13 protein-coding genes and 1 riboswitch are annotated in these 16,954 nt (G+C 47.0%); of the genes, 9 read left to right on the top strand and 4 right to left on the bottom strand.

Annotated elements, in window-relative coordinates; all coding sequences use genetic code 11:
* Nucleotides 1-360: 360 nt before the first annotated feature.
* The 3 genes from IEX62_RS14005 (at nucleotide 361) to IEX62_RS14015 (ending at nucleotide 3,293) form a co-directional block, all read left to right on the top strand.
* Nucleotides 361-636: an HPr family phosphocarrier protein gene (locus tag IEX62_RS14005; RefSeq protein ID WP_188776164.1), complete on the top strand. Its 276-nt coding sequence runs from the start codon at nucleotides 361-363 to the stop codon at nucleotides 634-636.
* The gene (gene ptsP, locus IEX62_RS14010) at nucleotides 629-2,341 is read left to right on the top strand and encodes a phosphoenolpyruvate--protein phosphotransferase (RefSeq protein ID WP_188776165.1); all 1,713 of its coding nucleotides are present in this window, start codon (nucleotides 629-631) and stop codon (nucleotides 2,339-2,341) included. The genes IEX62_RS14005 and ptsP overlap by 8 nt, the downstream gene beginning before the upstream one ends.
* 505 nt (nucleotides 2,342-2,846) lie before the next feature.
* Nucleotides 2,847-3,293, top strand: a complete 447-nt coding sequence (locus tag IEX62_RS14015) for a GNAT family N-acetyltransferase (RefSeq protein ID WP_188776166.1) — start codon at nucleotides 2,847-2,849, stop codon at nucleotides 3,291-3,293.
* Between the two features lie 314 nt (nucleotides 3,294-3,607).
* Here the strand turns inward: IEX62_RS14015 and gcvPB are convergent, their stop codons facing one another.
* From gcvPB to gcvT, 3 genes are all read right to left on the bottom strand, one after another.
* On the bottom strand, nucleotides 3,608-5,068 hold the full coding sequence (gene gcvPB / locus IEX62_RS14020; RefSeq protein ID WP_188776440.1) for an aminomethyl-transferring glycine dehydrogenase subunit GcvPB: 1,461 nt from the start codon (nucleotides 5,066-5,068) through the stop codon (nucleotides 3,608-3,610).
* Nucleotides 5,069-5,130: 62 nt separating this feature from the next.
* On the bottom strand, nucleotides 5,131-6,486 hold the full coding sequence (gcvPA, locus tag IEX62_RS14025) for an aminomethyl-transferring glycine dehydrogenase subunit GcvPA (protein WP_188776167.1): 1,356 nt from the start codon (nucleotides 6,484-6,486) through the stop codon (nucleotides 5,131-5,133).
* 138 nt (nucleotides 6,487-6,624) lie between these two features.
* Entirely contained in the window at nucleotides 6,625-7,740 is a 1,116-nt protein-coding gene (gene gcvT / locus IEX62_RS14030; protein WP_188776168.1) for a glycine cleavage system aminomethyltransferase GcvT, read from the bottom strand.
* A gap of 384 nt (nucleotides 7,741-8,124) precedes the next feature.
* Nucleotides 8,125-8,221: riboswitch (glycine riboswitch) on the bottom strand.
* Between the two features lie 182 nt (nucleotides 8,222-8,403).
* On the opposite strand from gcvT, the gene gcvH reads away from it, so the two are divergent.
* From gcvH to IEX62_RS14050, 4 genes are all read left to right on the top strand, one after another.
* A complete protein-coding gene (gene gcvH, locus IEX62_RS14035) occupies nucleotides 8,404-8,796 on the top strand; it encodes a glycine cleavage system protein GcvH (RefSeq protein ID WP_188776169.1) in 393 nt (130 codons plus the stop codon).
* A gap of 744 nt (nucleotides 8,797-9,540) precedes the next feature.
* On the top strand, nucleotides 9,541-10,404 hold the full coding sequence (locus IEX62_RS14040) for an SDR family oxidoreductase (RefSeq protein ID WP_188776170.1): 864 nt from the start codon (nucleotides 9,541-9,543) through the stop codon (nucleotides 10,402-10,404).
* Nucleotides 10,405-10,653: 249 nt separating this feature from the next.
* Nucleotides 10,654-11,202, top strand: a complete 549-nt coding sequence (locus IEX62_RS14045) for a DUF2569 family protein (RefSeq protein ID WP_188776171.1) — start codon at nucleotides 10,654-10,656, stop codon at nucleotides 11,200-11,202.
* 107 nt (nucleotides 11,203-11,309) lie between these two features.
* A complete protein-coding gene (locus IEX62_RS14050; RefSeq protein WP_188776172.1) occupies nucleotides 11,310-11,822 on the top strand; it encodes a GNAT family N-acetyltransferase in 513 nt (170 codons plus the stop codon).
* A 412-nt stretch (nucleotides 11,823-12,234) separates the two neighbouring features.
* Here the strand turns inward: IEX62_RS14050 and IEX62_RS14055 are convergent, their stop codons facing one another.
* Nucleotides 12,235-12,405, bottom strand: coding sequence for a hypothetical protein (locus IEX62_RS14055; protein ID WP_188776173.1), 171 nt, complete (start codon nucleotides 12,403-12,405; stop codon nucleotides 12,235-12,237).
* 279 nt (nucleotides 12,406-12,684) lie between these two features.
* Between IEX62_RS14055 and map the strand changes: the two genes are divergently transcribed.
* A complete protein-coding gene (gene map, locus IEX62_RS14060; RefSeq protein ID WP_188776174.1) occupies nucleotides 12,685-13,431 on the top strand; it encodes a type I methionyl aminopeptidase in 747 nt (248 codons plus the stop codon).
* 562 nt (nucleotides 13,432-13,993) lie between these two features.
* Entirely contained in the window at nucleotides 13,994-16,888 is a 2,895-nt protein-coding gene (gene pulA, locus IEX62_RS14065) for a type I pullulanase (RefSeq protein ID WP_188776175.1), read from the top strand.
* Nucleotides 16,889-16,954: the final 66 nt, after the last annotated feature.

The following is a 16,954-nucleotide window of genomic DNA, read 5'->3' on the forward strand; positions in this document are numbered from 1 at the left end:
CAACAGAGCAATCGATCCTATTTTACAAATGCATAATGACATCATTGTTAGCCTTCTCGGTTGATATGACCGACATCAGGCAATTCCCGCAAACTATAGGCGACCCTTTACCGGGTTCGTCTATAGTTTGCTATCATTATGGAATGAAAGCATTTTGCGGTGAATGTGAGTATTTATCTGATTCGTTCATGAATTTGCCTAAAAATTACCGTAAAATGTTGGGTATTGCTGAAAAAAGTCGATTTTTTTTCTGACAGAAGGTGCATCCGGCGTTATTATGCTGTACAATGGAATGGATGGCTTGATGATTTACATCTATCTAACAAAACCCCAAATTATAAGAAAGCGAGTGACTCTATAATGGAAAAAACATTCAAAATCGTTGACGAAGATGGTATCCACGCACGCCCAGCAACAGCTCTTGTAACTGCTGCTAACAAATTTGCTTCTACTGAATCTTTTGCTGAAGCTAAAGGTAAAAAAGTAACACTGAAATCCATCCTGGGCGTTCTGTCCCTTGGTCTGGAGCAAGGTGACACTATCGTTCTGTCCACTACTGGTGCTGAAGAAGCAGCTGCTCTGCAAGCTCTGACAGACGTAATGGTGAAAGAAGGGCTAGGCGAAATCAATGGCTAATATTTTGGGAATCGCGGCGTCTTCGGGCATCGCTATTGCCAAAGCATTCCGTCTGGAGCACCCTGAATACGAAATCAGTAAGCGCTCCGTAAGCGACGCCGATGCAGAATTGGCTAAACTGCAAGCTGCTTTGGAAACTTCCAAAGGTGAGCTTGAAGCGATCAAAGAACGTACGTTGCAAGAAATGGGGGAAAAGAAGGCTGAGATTTTCCAATCTCACCTACTGATCCTGAGCGATCCTGAGCTGATTGATCCGGTCAAAGACAAGATCACCAGCGAAATGATCAATGCTGAATATGCACTTAACGAAATCGCTTCGCAATTCGTAGCGATGTTTGAAAATATGAAGAGTGCTTACCTTCAAGAGCGTGCGGCTGACATGCGTGACGTTACAAAACGCGTGATCAACCATCTGATGGGTGTTAACTTCCAGAGCCCAGCAGAAATTCGTGAAGAAGTGGTCATCATTGCAGAAGACCTGACTCCTTCCGATACAGCACAGCTTGATCGTAACTACGTAAAAGGCTTCACGACTAACATTGGTGGTCGTACTTCCCACTCCGCAATCATGGCACGCTCCCTGGAGATTCCAGCGGTTGTTGGTACGAAGGAAGTTATGGAAGTCGTACAAAACGGTGATGTCGTTATCGTTGACGGTCTCGAAGGTAACGTTATCGTGAACCCGGACGATGCTACACTGGCTGATTACCGTGCAAAACGTGAAGCATACGAGGCTCAAGTAGCAGAATGGCGCAAGCTGCGCGACGAAGCTACCGTGTCCAAAGATGGCGTTCACGTAGAGCTGGCAGCTAACATTGGTACACCAAACGATGTTGCTGGCGTTATCGATAACGGCGGCGAAGCAGTAGGTCTGTACCGTACCGAGTTCCTGTACATGGGTCGTGACGAATTGCCATCGGAAGATGTACAATTCAACGCGTACAAAACGGTACTGGAGCGTATGGAAGGCAAGCCAGTTGTGGTTCGTACACTCGATATCGGTGGCGACAAAGAACTGCCTTACCTGACATTGCCAAAAGAAATGAACCCGTTCCTGGGCTTCCGTGCAATTCGTCTCTGTCTGGATCGTCAGGACATTTTCCGCACTCAACTGCGTGCGCTGCTGAGAGCAAGCGTATTCGGCGAACTGCGTATCATGTTCCCAATGATTGCGACACTGGGCGAATTCCGTCAAGCGAAAGCGGTTCTGCTGGAAGAGAAAGACAAGCTGGTATCCGAGGGTGTTGCGGTATCCGACAACATTCAGCTCGGTATCATGGTTGAAATTCCTTCGACAGCGGTACTAGCTGACCAGTTTGCCAAAGAAGTGGACTTCTTCAGTATCGGTACTAACGATCTGATTCAGTACACAATGGCAGCTGACCGTATGAACGAGCGTGTTTCCTATCTGTATCAACCATATAACCCGTCCATTCTGCGTCTGGTTAAAATGGTTATCGATGCAGCACACAAAGAAGGCAAATGGGCTGGTATGTGTGGCGAGATGGCAGGGGATGCAACAGCAATTCCACTGCTGCTCGGTCTGGGACTCGATGAGTTCAGCATGAGCGCAAGCTCGATCCTGCCTGCACGCAGCCAGATCGCGAAGCTGTCCAAAGCTGAAATGCAAGAGCTTGCTACCAAAGCACTCGATATGCAAACAGCAGAAGAAGTGGTTGAGCTGGTTAACGCGATTCAGGCGTAATACGAACGTGTTATTTGCTTTATCGCAATAGCTAATGGAGTGTATTGCCTGCAATTTTGAGGCGCGCTCTATTGAATCGTTTTCCAACAATCCCATTAAGCTGATTTCCTGAATGTTTCGGGGAATCAGCTTTTTTTATTTAAAATGCTGGGCGGAGCATTGGAGAGCGCTCCGTAAAAGGATTGTCCAACGGCCTCCGGTTAAGCCTGCAAATGTTGTGATTGGAGATGGTGAATTTGCAGGCTTAAAGGTCGGCCTTTTGGACAATTCCTTTTCCTCCGCTTGGTGCGTGTATATTCTGTTTTTGCACATAGGAAAGCATTTTTAAAAGAGTGTGATAGAGGCATTGACGGATAAGAGAAAAATAAAAGGTTAGAGTAATTTTTCTATAATGGATCTGTAGATAGAAGATCGAAGGAGTGTTTTTATTTTATGATAATCTTTAGCGTTAAAATATATAACTAGAGATTGGATACTTCTCATTATAGAAAGTGGGTAGAGTACAATGGAAGCTTTTACAATTAGAACTGTACAGATCGAAGATGCTGAACAGATTTACGTGTTAAATCAGGAATTTAATCCGAAGTTTTATCAATTTACAGCAGAGCAGGTACAGCAACGAATTCGTTCTTTGCTGATTAATGAACGAGACATTGTACTTATTGCAGAAAAGAATCAGCAAGTTATAGGATTTATTCATGGTAGCTTGTATGAATTATTGTTTTCAGAGCTGATGGTGCATGTGGTATGTCTTATTGTTAGCGAATCTAATCGACAGCAGGGAGTTGGCAGCCAATTATTAGCTGAGCTTGAACAATGGGCAACACAGCAAGGAGCTAAAGCAATGAAACTATTATCCCATCCAAGTCGTACCAATGCTCATCGACTGTATGAAAAGCGAGGCTACACGTATACAAAAGATCAAAAGAATTTCGTAAAGCAACTACTTTAAAAAAAGTCTCATCCAATACCATGTATAATAACTAGGTTCGTGTATGAATGATTAGGTATCCAGCACAATAAGATAATTAGAGTTAAGGAATGTAGAGAGAAGGCTGGGAATTTACAGCTTATTCTCAATCAGTAGATTTCTGAACTTCATTTCAGGATGTTCCCTTCTTCCTTCCGATATTCGTTTGTTCTAACCAGACATTCTTATCAAAGGCTTACAGGCTCGAAAATTAAAAAGGCTCCCAGAAGTATGCAATGTGCATATCTCTGGGAGCTTTTCTTTATAAGGTTTGTAATCAGATTCTAAATCATCAATTAGCTACAAGCGCAATTCAACACCGGCTTACGTGCAGCAGTCGCTTCATCCAAACGACTCACATACGTCGTATACGGTGCATTCAGTACCAGCTCTGGATTTTCCTTCGCTTCGTTGGCAATCTGGATCATCGTATCGATAAAGCCATCGAGTGTTTCTTTGCTCTCGGTTTCGGTTGGCTCGATCATGATACATTCTTCCACGTTCAGTGGGAAGTATACGGTTGGTGGGTGGTAACCAAAATCAAGCAATCGTTTGGCAACATCCAGTGTGCGTACGCCGTATTGCTTTAAGCCTTTGCCAGACATAACGAATTCGTGCTTGCACACATTGTCGTACGGCATGACATAATGATCCTTCAGGCGGTGCATCATATAATTGGCGTTCAGTACCGCACATTCGGATACGCGGCGCAGACCTTCTGGGCCGTAGCTGCGGATATACGTATAGGCACGAACGAGAATGCCGAAGTTACCATAGTAAGCTTTGACACGACCGATCGAATCCGGTGAACCAGAACGAAGGGTATAGGTGCCGTCTTCTTGCTTTTCTACAACGGGCTCAGGCAGGAATGGCAGCAGCTTACTTTTCACACCGACTGGGCCAGCACCTGGGCCACCGCCGCCGTGTGGGGTACTCATCGTTTTATGCAGATTCAAGTGAACAACGTCGAAGCCCATGTCGCCTGGGCGAGCAATGCCCATGATCGCATTAGAGTTGGCACCATCATAATAAAGCAGACCGCCTGCTTCGTGTACAACTGCGGCAATCTCAGTAATTTGTTCCTCGAACAAGCCGAGTGTGTTCGGATTGGTCAGCATCAGTGCTGCCGTATCCGGGCCGACCGCAGCACGCAGTGCATCCAGATCAACCAGTCCGCGTTCATTGGAAGGAATCGTTACCGTTTGGAAACCGGCTACGGTTGCACTCGCCGGGTTTGTGCCGTGCGAGGAATCCGGTACGATGACCTTTGTACGATGCTCGCCGCGTTTTTCATGGTAGGCACGGATCATCATAAGACCTGTCCACTCGCCGTGTGCACCAGCAGCAGGTTGCAGGGTAACAGCATCCATACCAGTTAGCACAGCCAGATCGTTTTGTAATGTATGCAGCAGCTCCAGCGCACCTTGAATGCTTTGCTCTGGCTGGTACGGATGGATTTTGGCAAATCCAGCGTAGCGAGCTACGTCTTCATTTACTTTTGGATTATATTTCATCGTACAGGAGCCGAGGGGATAGAAGCCATTGTCGACCCCGAAGTTCATACGGGACAGCTCGGTATAGTGACGGATCACATCCACCTCATAAACTTCCGGCAATGCCGCCGCTTCGCTACGCAGCATATCCTGCGGAATCAGGCTGCTCAGATCGGCTTCGGGTACATCACATTCCGGTAAGGAGTAACCGACACGACCAGGCTGACTCAGCTCGAAAATTAATGCCTTTTCCTTTGCGACCATAGCTTGTTGCAATGGATTCGTGTCGACAGCTTGCGTTTCGCTTGCAGTTAACGTTTCGTTTGTCATAGCGATGCCTCCAATTCGATTGCCAGTTGATCGATTTCCGCTTTGGTGCGTTTTTCGGTTACAGCGAACAGCATATGACCGGACAATTCTGGATACGATAGACCGAGATCATAACCACCGATGATGCCTTTTTCGAGCAGCTTGCTATTAACTGCTGCTGCGGAAGTACCCTCCGGCAGACGAACGACAAATTCATTGAAGAATGGAGCGGCAAATGCCAGTGTGCAGCCTTTGACAGCACCGATCGTGGTAGCAGCGTAATGTGCTTTTTGCACGTTCAATCCAGCGACATCAGCCATGCCCTGCTTGCCCATAACGGACAGGTAGACGGAAGCTGACAGTGCCAGCAATGCCTGATTGGAGCAAATATTCGATGTGGCTTTATCACGGCGGATATGCTGCTCACGGGTTTGCAAAGTCAGCACGAAGCCGCGTTTACCGTTACGGTCTGTCGTTTGACCGACGATACGACCTGGCATACGGCGCATCTGTGCTTGAGAAACGGCGAAGAATCCGCACGTTGGACCGCCGAGCGACATGGAGATACCGAGCGGCTGTGCATCACCGACTACGATATCGGCTCCGAGCTTGCCTGGCGCTTCCAGCAGACCAAGCGAGATCGGATTCGTGCTCACAACGAGCAGTGCGCCATGCTCATGCGCCAGATCGGCAGCGGCACGGATGCCTTCAATGCCGCCGAAGAAGTTAGGCGATTGAACAAGCACGGCTGCTGTATCGTTATCCAGCACTTCGGCAAGTGCGCTAATATCGGTCACGCCATCACCATAAGCAACCTCAACGACATCCAGATTCAAGCCGCGTGCATAGCTGCGTACCACTGCGCGCGATTCCGGGTGAATGGTAGAGAAAGCGACGATCTTGCTACGACGAGTAGCCGATGCCGCAAGGGAGGCAGCTTCAGCAAGTGCGGTTGCCCCATCGTACATACTCGCATTAGCAACCGCCATGCCTGTTAATTCACAAATATACGATTGAAACTCGAAAATCGCCTGTAGCTCGCCCTGGCTAATTTCCGGCTGGTACGGTGTATAGGCTGTATAAAATTCGGAGCGTGAGATCACATGATTAATAACGGAAGGTACATGGTGATCGTAGATGCCTGCACCGAGAAAGCTTGTATAGCGATCGGTATCTGCATTACCTCCAGCAAGAGTAGCTAGATGGCGAGTCAGTGCATATTCGTCCAGCATGCCAGACATCGGCATCGTTCCCTCGTAACGAACGGAAGCAGGGATGTCCTTGAACAATTCCTCAACAGAGGAAGCACCGATGACAGCCAGCATGTCGGCTTCATTTTGTGGGGTCATCGGAATGTAGCGATGGGATTTCATAAATTATGCTCCTTTCGGTAGCGTGCTACCGGAATATTATCAATCGAATCGTTCCTAGCCATATATTTTGATTGACGATAAATCTATACAACAGTGAATGTACATATATGCAACAATCGATTAAATAAGATGAAAAGCTTACGATTTTACCGGCTGACGTTTGTAAAATGGAGCTTTCACGACTTCAGCCTTCAACTGCTTGCCTCGAATTTCAACTTCCAGCGGTGTACCCAGCTCAGCGCTGCTTGCCTCGATCAAAGCGAGACCAAGATTACGCTTCAATGTTGGCGACTGTGTCCCTGTCGTTACCTCACCAATCTGACGACCCTCGCGGAATACCGGATAGTGGGAGCGTGGAATACCGCGATCCAGCAGCTCAATACCGACCAGCTTGCGTGGAACGCCATTTTGCTTTTGCTCTGCGAGAATATCACGCCCGACGAAGTCACCTTTATCCAGCTTGACGAAAAAGCCAAGCCCTGCTTCCAGCGGCGTAATATCAGCAGATAGCTCCTGACCATACAGCGGCAGCTTCGCTTCAAAGCGGAGCGTATCCCGTGCACCCAGACCGCAGGCGATCAGACCATCATCTTCACCTGCTGCCAGCAGACCTTTCCAGATTGCTCCAGCCTGCTCTGCGGGACAATAGATTTCAAAGCCATCCTCGCCAGTATAGCCTGTACGGGAGATGATCACGTCCGCACCGTATAGCTTCACATCCGTAACAAATGTAAAGCTGGATAGCTCAGTCAATGCATCCGTGCCTGCTGCCTTACTCATAATCGATGCAGCCAGTGGACCTTGCAGCGCGATCAGTGCCGTTTGCTCAGAGATATTATTGAGTAGTACATCATCTGGCAGATGCTGCTTGAGCCAGTCAATGTCTTTATCAATGTTGGAGGCGTTCAGAACGAGCATGTACAGATTCTCGTGAATGCGATAGACGAGCAGATCGTCCACGACACCGCCATTCGGATAGCACATCAAGGTGTACTGGGCTTGCCCATCCTGTAGACGAGTCACATCGTTCGTCAGCATCTTTTGCAAAAAGGCTTCGGTGCCTTTGCCACTGAACATGACTTCGCCCATATGGGATACATCAAACAATCCAGCACGTTCGCGCACAGCTTCATGTTCTTTTTGAATGCCATAAAATTGTACTGGCAAATCCCAGCCTCCAAAATCGATACAGCGTGGGTTACCTGTTTCGGCGTATAGCGGATAAAGCGGTGTTCTTTTCAGCTCTGTTGTCATTTTGGCTCACCTCTAATTCATAATATGAACGGTCAAGCGATCTACAGACTGGGTTACTATGCCGCCCAGCCTAAGATTATCATCAGGAGCAGGGCTTATTTATTTTGCGATAGCATCTTCTCAATGTGAGGACGAAGGAGCATTGATCCTTACCAAAGAGCAATCGTTCTGCAACAGAACACAAAAAACAGGGAGGACAGGGAAGAAACGGGTACCTGACCCGCTCATTCCTTGTCCTCCCTGTCCTTGATACCTGAGAGTTACCTTGCTGCCTGTCAGCATATCGCTGATGGAGCCGAAATGAACATTTCAGCCAGAACAAGCAAGTTTCCCCTTTGGTGATCCGCTGCGTAGATGCTCTACGCCGGATGCTCTCCAGAGCCGCGTCCCGTACAGGTCCCTTTTACCTGAGAGATTCACCGTTTCCGGCTTACTCCTTCGGCGCTGCCATCCAGTGGTCAGTCTCTCCCTGTACATTCATCCGCTTCCATATGATGTTATGTATTTCCGAACATTAAATCACTAAACGATCAAAAATGTATGTTTATTATATTAATACTTGATTGAGTAAACGATGTCAAGCCTCTTGACAGCGCAAACTCGCTTACTATACTCTTGTGGCATTAGGATACTAACATGACAAGAATCGGAGGAGCATAAACGATGAGCGAGATTAAGGATCAATTGCTGTACAGTAAAGAGCACGAGTGGGTGGAGCGCATTAGTGAGGATACTGTACGTATCGGTATTACCGATTTTGCTCAGCATCAGCTGGGAGATATCGTGTTTGTAGAGCTGCCTGAAGATGGACGTGCTGTAAGTGAGGACGAAGAAGTAGGCACAATCGAATCGGTTAAAACGGTTTCTCAATTGTTTTGCCCGGTAGCCGGAACGGTAAGCAAGCTCAATCCTGATCTCGAAACCGAACCAGAGCTCGTCAACTCCGACCCATACGGCCGCGGCTGGATGATCGAACTCAAAGTAGACGGCGACCTGGACACAGCCCTGTCCACATTGCTTGATGCGGCTGCTTATGCGGAGCACGCACAGGATTAATCTGTTAGCTCCAGCACCATATCATTGCCCGGCATGATCGAATTATCGAAATACTTAAAAACGTAATATTGGAAGTATTTAACTTACCCTCCTCGAGCGCCTGGCGTTCGGGGATTTTGCTATGGAGAACTATAAAAGCTAGCTTTAAAAGAAAGTAGGATAGGGATAAAAAGACTGTATCAATCAAAAGATAAGATCAACTCCAAGATGAAACCCATTCAAAGAACATACACATCGAAGCGACCCAACGTCAAAAGGAGCAACCTTTACAATACAAGACATGGAACAGTTGATAAAAGTTGATATAGAGGAAGTGAATGAAAAGTAGATACGGTGCAACAAACAACGAGAGAAATCGATATATTGAAGCCATACTTCAATAGTAAGCTTAAAGCGCTTTCCTGCTCCCAGTATATCATACTACCTCGTAATAATGCGCGATCCGATGCGTATGAAATGAATCCTATTTTCTAAAAATGTATCCTAATTAACCTCAGACCATTTCATGCGTAGATTCCCCAATATACGTTTACAATTCTAGTAAAGTCTCTGCTAAAGCCGAACGAAGTATTCAATGAGAGTCTTTATTAACATCTCAGAAAAAGTATCGCTAAAAAAGTATTACCAAAAAATTTGCCACAAAAAATAATTATAAATCAACGAATATATGAACTTCTTCCTTACTGAAGTCATATCCATCTATACCAGCATAATCTACAGCCACAATGAAAGGAGACACCCACATTGAACACCCAACGCATACTTATCACAGGCGCCAACTCCGGCATGGGACTTGCCTCCAGCATTGCGCTTGCCAAGCAAGGACACGAAGTGATCATGGCATGCCGCAACGAGGAACGCGGACAGCAAGCATTACAGCAGGCTCGTGAGCAAAGCGGCTCTGATCGACTAAAGCTTATGCAATGTGATCTCGGTTCCCTTGACGGCATCCATCAGTTTGCCGAGCAATTTTATCAAAACTATGATCGACTCGATGTGTTATTGAACAATGCTGGTGTGGTCAACCTGAAGCGTAAGGAGACAAAGGATGGCTTTGAGATGTCATTAGGTGTCAATCATCTTGGACACTTTTTACTCACCCGTCTGCTGCTGGATGCGGTTCGACAGTCGCCATCTGGACGTATCGTCACCGTTGCCTCTGGCGCGTATAAAATTGGCAAAATTCACTGGGACGATCCGAATCTGGAGCATGGCTACACGGTTATCAAGGCCTATGCTCAGTCCAAGCTAGCGAATCTGTATTTTAACCAGATTCTAGCGGAGCAGCTTCAAGGCACGAATATAACGGCTAATTGTCTGCACCCTGGCGCAGTAGCGACAAGCATCGGTGTCGATCGAGACACGGGCTTTGGTAAACGATTGCTAGCAGCGCTGGCGCATACGCCCTTTTTTCAAACACCTGAGCAGGGCGCAGAAACCGCGATATTTCTTGCAACCGATCCATCTGTAGAAGGACAATCCGGGCACTACTATTATCGTAAAAAAGTGCATTCTCTACATTCACGAGCGATGAACCGTGAGGAGGCGCTGCGGCTATGGGAATGGAGTGAGCAGCAAACGGGAATCGAATCCTCCCTTCATGTATAAACGGATTGAAGGTGAAGGAGCGGCCTGTTTAGCAGGAAGCGACATGTTTTGCATGATTGAAATAGGATTCTGGCAATGGCTGTGATAGACTGGAGAAAGCGGGCAACTACACGAATAAGGCGTTGTACCGATCGGTCTGATCATTTGTGAGATCGCCTTTTTCTAGTGTCATCCTGACATTTGTACAGGCTGCTCATATGGGATCGCATAGATCGCAAATAGATTTAGAAACAGAAAGGAACGGAAACAATGAACAATAATTATCCGCCAAATCCGAATGGTCAGGAGCAGCCACCTCAGCCACCATTTGGTCAACCACAACCACCACAGGGGCGTCCGCCACTCGTTGGGCTTGGAGGCTGGTTGGTCGTGTTTCAGATTTACATGTATTGGAGCCTACTCGTCGCTCTCCTTGCGATTCCAACCTACATATTCATGATGTTCCTGGTTGCCAATCCAGACGTCTTTCCAGCGGAAGTGAGAGGGGATATTGATCGGGTATTGGCGCTATACAATGGGAATCTACAGGCTCTTTCCGTATATGAAATGATCGTAGCGGTTATTCAGATTGTGCTGCTGGTAATCATGCTCGTGCAGTTGTACACGCGCAAGCGTTCTTTCCCACGTACAGCGCGTGCATATTTACTAATTAATCTGGCGTTGACTGTCATTGCCTTTTTCATTGTCCCACCAACCTCAGGTATGGTTACAGGCATGATCATATCGGCAATTATGACGCTACTATGGAACCTGTATTTTTCTCGCTCCGTACGAATCAAAAATACATTCGTTCGCTAAACGCATCGATTTTACGCACGGTAAGGCTACAGGAAGCAGATAGACAGCTTTCTCTATAGCTATTACAATAAGTAGAAAAATCTATGCTGTATGTGGGGGAATGGACGATGCAAGAAACCGAAAAGTACGAAATTCAGATTGCTCGTCAGCAGGATCTGGACGAGATTGTCAGCATTTATAATTCATCGATTCCCGGTAGACTCGCTACCGCGGATACTGAGCCCGTAACCGTAGCAAGTCGCCAGACCTGGTTTGACGAGCATGATCCAGCCCGTCGACCATTATGGGTACTCTGGCAAGGTGATCGCATCGCTGGCTGGGCAAGCTTGCAAACCTTTTACGGTCGTCCGGCATACAATGGTACCGTTGAGCTGAGCGTGTACGTGCATCCCGACTTTCAGGGTAAAGGAATCGGCAGCAAGCTCGTAAGCTATGCTATTGAGCAAGCACCTGCACTTCATATTCATACCCTGCTCGGCTTTGTATTTGCTCATAATGATCCAAGCCGTACGCTGTTAAGTAAGTTTGGCTTTGAGGAGTGGGGACATCTGCCACGGGTTGCTGTACTTGATGGTGTTGAACGCCATCTGGCTATTCTCGGTAAACGCATTGGTGAATAATCCAATCTGAACGATGATCGTTCGCTTGCTCGTTATTTTTGCATGATGATATACATAAAAACCTGTCCTTACACGACCTTACCTCCTATACAGGTGGCTCGGTTGAGTAAAGACAGGTTTTTTAGTGTGGTGGTTGGCGGGTGAGGATAGCAGAATGAATTGGCAACTGTACAGCATACCGATGAAGTCTAATTTCTTTGTTACTCGATCAGTGAATGGACTTCGATATGCTTTATGCAAATGCCAGAGCACATCGTTTATTTATACAAGACGTGACAGGCAACAATTTGAATCCGGGTAGTGGTATATAAGGGACTACGTATATTGCTTTAAGGCTAAGAATTAGATGTACAGATTAAGTAAAGTGTAACAGCTGCAATGAGGATTGCGATCTAGCTATAGGCACAGGTAGTTAGCTACGTATGCCCTCAATACGAGCGAGCATTTCGTCACCTTCATGCTGACGATCGCGCCGCATATCCTTGAATAGGAGCACCATGTCTTCTAGCTGTAGACAGCCTGCCAGTAAAATAATAGGCGTGAATACGATCCATTTGACGATCTTGATTACAGTGGTTTTCATTGATATCGTCTCCTTATTACTGCTTCGTGTAGTTTAAGCTTCATGACATATTCACCCGCCGATTATGTCATTTTATCAATATACGTAGCCGGATAAACATGCGTTTCAAGTAAAATAGGAGAAGTTAATAAAGAAGGTAGTAAGGTTGCTGAAATGGTAGACAGGCGTTACTATAATATAACGATAGTCGGACAGTGCTTGCAGAATGATTCCGTACGCTGATTGCGTCAGCAGCGTTAGATTCTGCTCGCAGCTGGTATGGAAAGGAAGTTATGAGCAATGATTATTTTGAAAACACCCGCAGAGATTGAGCAGATGAAGACAGCAAGCCAGATTGTGGCAGATTGTCATCGTCATCTGGCACAAATGATCGCTCCGGGCATTACGACCATGGAAATTAATGAATTTGTGAAAAAGCATATTACCCGTCTAGGCGGCAAGCAATTTACGAATGGTTACAATGGCTTTCAATATGAAACCTGTGCCTCGGTCAATGATGTGATTGCACATGGTTTTCCTAGCCGTCAGCCGCTGCAAGAGGGCGATGTGCTCAAGATTGATATTGTAGCTGAATACGGGGGCTGGCTAGGGGACTCGGCATGGTGCTATGCGGTGGGTCAGGTATCGCCAGCAGCCGAGCAACTGATGCGTGTTACGCGCGAATGTCTGTACAAGGGTATTGAACAGGCAGTAGTGGGCAATCGTCTGGGCGATGTGACCTCGGTCATTCAGAAGCATGCAGAGAGTCATGGCTATGGTGTCGTACGTGATTTGCTTGGTCACGGGATTGGACGCGATCTGCATGAGCAGCCAAGCTTTGCACATATCGGTCTACCGGGTAAAGGGCAACGCCTGAAAGAAGGCATGGTATTCACCATTGAGCCGATGATTAATGAAGGCACGTATCGAATGACGATTGATGAGGATGGCTGGACGGCACGCACCGCGGATGGCAGACTGTCTGCACAGTATGAGCATACGATTGCAATTACCGCAGATGGCCCACTTATTTTAACAGAGCAGTAATACACACCAGGAGCAGCCGACCGATAGTATAGCCGGCTGCTTTTGTGCTTGATAGACCAGATTGTAATCGGAAAATAGAGTGGAAATCCCGCATCGTTACGCTGGATTTATGCTTCATAAAAGAGACAGCTTAGACCGATAATAGAAGTACATAACAGCGTATTCAAACGAAGAATTTTGAGGTAATAGTCAATAAATCGGTATGCTCCTATCCAGATATTTCAATATGATTATAAGCATTTAAACGAGTATTCACACGTATATGGTAACGATTGCACAACCATATCACAGCCTTTTTTCCAAAATTTACTCGAACATACACAAAAATATATTACAAAACCTACAAAAATTCGACAAAATATCCGATATTTCTAGTACAATACATGAAATGTTATGCAAGTGCTGATACACTATATAGCGGAACAAATGGCTAATGAATAATGGACGATGATAAATGAGAACCTATAAAAGAGGTTAAATCGCAAGGCTGCTCTTCCGATCTACTGCCTAGATACAAATAAGCGACAATCGGACAGCCTGAGCTAAAATGGTGGTGAAGAGAATGCTGGATAAGATGAATCATTCCCTGACGCGAACGCTTGATGCGGCGACTGATTATTTTTACGATATAGATGATCTTGGCTTACAGTACACACGTGAGCACAGCATATTCAAGCTGTGGACACCGGATGCCGTGCGTGTTGATCTGATGCTATATGACAATCCAGGTACGTATGATCAAGAGGGACGAGTGAAAGACCATACGCACGGTACAGCAGTTCCGATGTATTTGGAGGAAGGTGGCGTATGGCAGGTGCGCCAGGAGGGCGATCTGGCTGGACAATACTATATGTATCGTGCCCAGTTCAAGGACGGCAGTGTGGAGTATGCGGTTGATCCGTATGCACATGCTGTGTCGGCGAATGGTCAACGGACAGCGATTGTCGATTTCCGTACAACCGATCCAGAGGGCTGGGAAAATGATATTCGTCCGCCAATGTCGAGTCTGACGGATGCAATCATCTATGAACTGCATGTACGTGACTTCTCTATCGATCCTGAGACATCCATTCAGCACAAAGGTAAATTTCTTGCTTTTACCGAAACCGGCTTGAAGGATGAGTATGGTAACAGTATCGGTATTGACCATCTGCGTGAGCTTGGTGTAACCCATGTGCATTTGCTGCCGATTGCTGACTTTCAAACTGTAAATGAGTTAAAAGTCGATGATCCAGACAGTGAGCAGGTCAAGTTTAACTGGGGCTATGATCCACAGCATTATAATGTGCCAGAGGGCTCGTATGCTACCGATCCGGCTGATCCAGGCTCACGTATTCGTGAATTTAAAAAGCTCGTACAGGCGCTGCATGGTGAAGGGATGCGCGTCGTCATGGACGTTGTGTACAATCATACATTTTCGGTAGAGGATGGTCCATTTGATCGCCTGATTCCGGGTTACTTTTACCGGACAGATGAGCGTGGGCAGCTGACCAATGGCTCTGGTGTAGGCAACGAGATTGCTACCGAGCGCCCAATGGTACGCAAATACATCAAGGACTCTCTGCGCTACTGGGCGACAGAATATCATCTGGATGGCTTCCGTTTTGACCTGATGGGTCTGATCGATACCGAAACCGTGACTCAATTAACACAGGAGCTGCGCCGTGAGGTCGATCCGTATATTCTGATCTACGGTGAGCCGTGGACAGGTGGCTGGTCACCATTGCCACAGCAGACGCTGAAAGGCTCGCAGCGTGGCAAAGGCTTTTCTGTTTTTAATGATAACTTCCGCAGCGCGATCAAGGGTGGAAGTGATGATGATACCAAGGGCTTTGCTACTGGAGAATTTGGCAAGGAAGGCGAGCTGGTCAAAGGGATTTACGGCTCCATTGGTGATTTTGCTGATAATCCAACCGAGAGCGTGAACTATGTCACCGCACATGATAACTTAAATCTGTGGGACAAAATCGTTCGTATTAGCGGAGCAGAGCAGCAATTGTCCTTTTTGCATATGGAGAACGGTAAGCTGGTGAATGGCGGCGATCTGGAGGCTGCTGTTGCGAAGGCTGATCCGTACGGCACGATTGATGCCAATAAGCTGATGGAGCATGAATGGGTACGCCGTTCCCTGCTTGCGAATGGGATTGTAATGACGAGTCAGGGTATTCCATTTATCCATGCAGGCGATGAGCTGTTGCGCAGCAAAATGGGTGATCATAACAGCTATCGCAGTCCGGACGAGATCAATATGATCCGCTGGATTAACAAGCAGCGCTTCCGGGATGTATTTGACTACTATAGCGGACTGATTCATCTGCGTCTGGCGCATCCAGCATTCCGCATGAGTGAGCGCAAGGATGTAGAAAAGCAGCTGAAAATGCTACGCAGTGATCATCAGGTGGTCGCATTCCAGCTGGGTGAATACGCGAATGGAGATAAATGGCGCCATATTATCGTCATTTACAATGCGGCAACAACCGAGCAAAGTGTGACTTTGCCACAATTTAGCCGCCAGTGGCAGGTCGTTGTTAACGAACGCACCGCAGGCACGAAGCCACTCGCTTCTGTGCTTGGTGGCAAGGTAAAAGTCGCTCCACTGTCGATGATGGTATTGTTCGATGAAGAGGATCAATACAAGCCGGTTCCTGCAAGTCTGGAATGGGAATATACGCCAAGCATTGTAGAGCCAGGAGAGAAGCTGCATCTGCGTGTGACACCTCGCGATCAGCGTGGACGCGTTTATACAGCTGAGCGTGTTCGTTTCCAATCGTCCAATGAAGAAGCGGTACAGGTTCGTGCAGATGGACGCATTACTGCACTGCGTGAAGGCAATAGCACGATCTGTGTATCCTGTGGCAATGTAGAAAGCTGCCTGCTGCTTCATGTGGAGACACTTGTGCCGCATATGGTGAATCTGCAAGGCGAGCATCAGGTGTACACAGGTAAGCGCATGAGATTAAAAGCGGATGTGCTTGACCAGTATGGACGTCCAATTGCACGTCCGAAGCTGAGCTGGAGCTCCAGTGATAAAGGCGTAGCACGCGTTAATCGTGATGGGATTGTGCGTGGGATTCATCCAGGCAAAACAAAAATCACCGTAACCTGCGGCAAGGCGACGGCACAGTGGTTTATCGAGGTAATGCCGTATGTACCACGCTGTATTGAGGTGGAGTACGAGCGTCCGAATCAGGATTATCGCGGCTGGAACCTGTGGGTATGGGGATCTGTACTGGGTCACCGCCAGGTCGACTTCGATCGCATCGAGAATGGTCGCGCGGTCGCTCGTATCCAGATTGCGCCGGATGAGACGAATATCGGTTTTATTATTCGTCTAAAAGACTGGCAGGCAAAGGATATTGATACCGATCGGTACATTTTCGTCGATACGAAGCAAGATTCGATGAAAGTGCTGATTAAAAGCGGAGATCCAGAAATTGATATCGAACCAACCGGTTGAGTGTACTCAGCCGGTTTTTGGTATCTTTATCCATACATTTCCATAAAAGATTGCGAAAAATACATT

Source organism: Paenibacillus hunanensis, assembly GCF_014645615.1.
In the GTDB taxonomy this organism is placed as follows: Bacteria; Bacillota; Bacilli; order Paenibacillales; family Paenibacillaceae; genus Saccharibacillus; species Saccharibacillus hunanensis.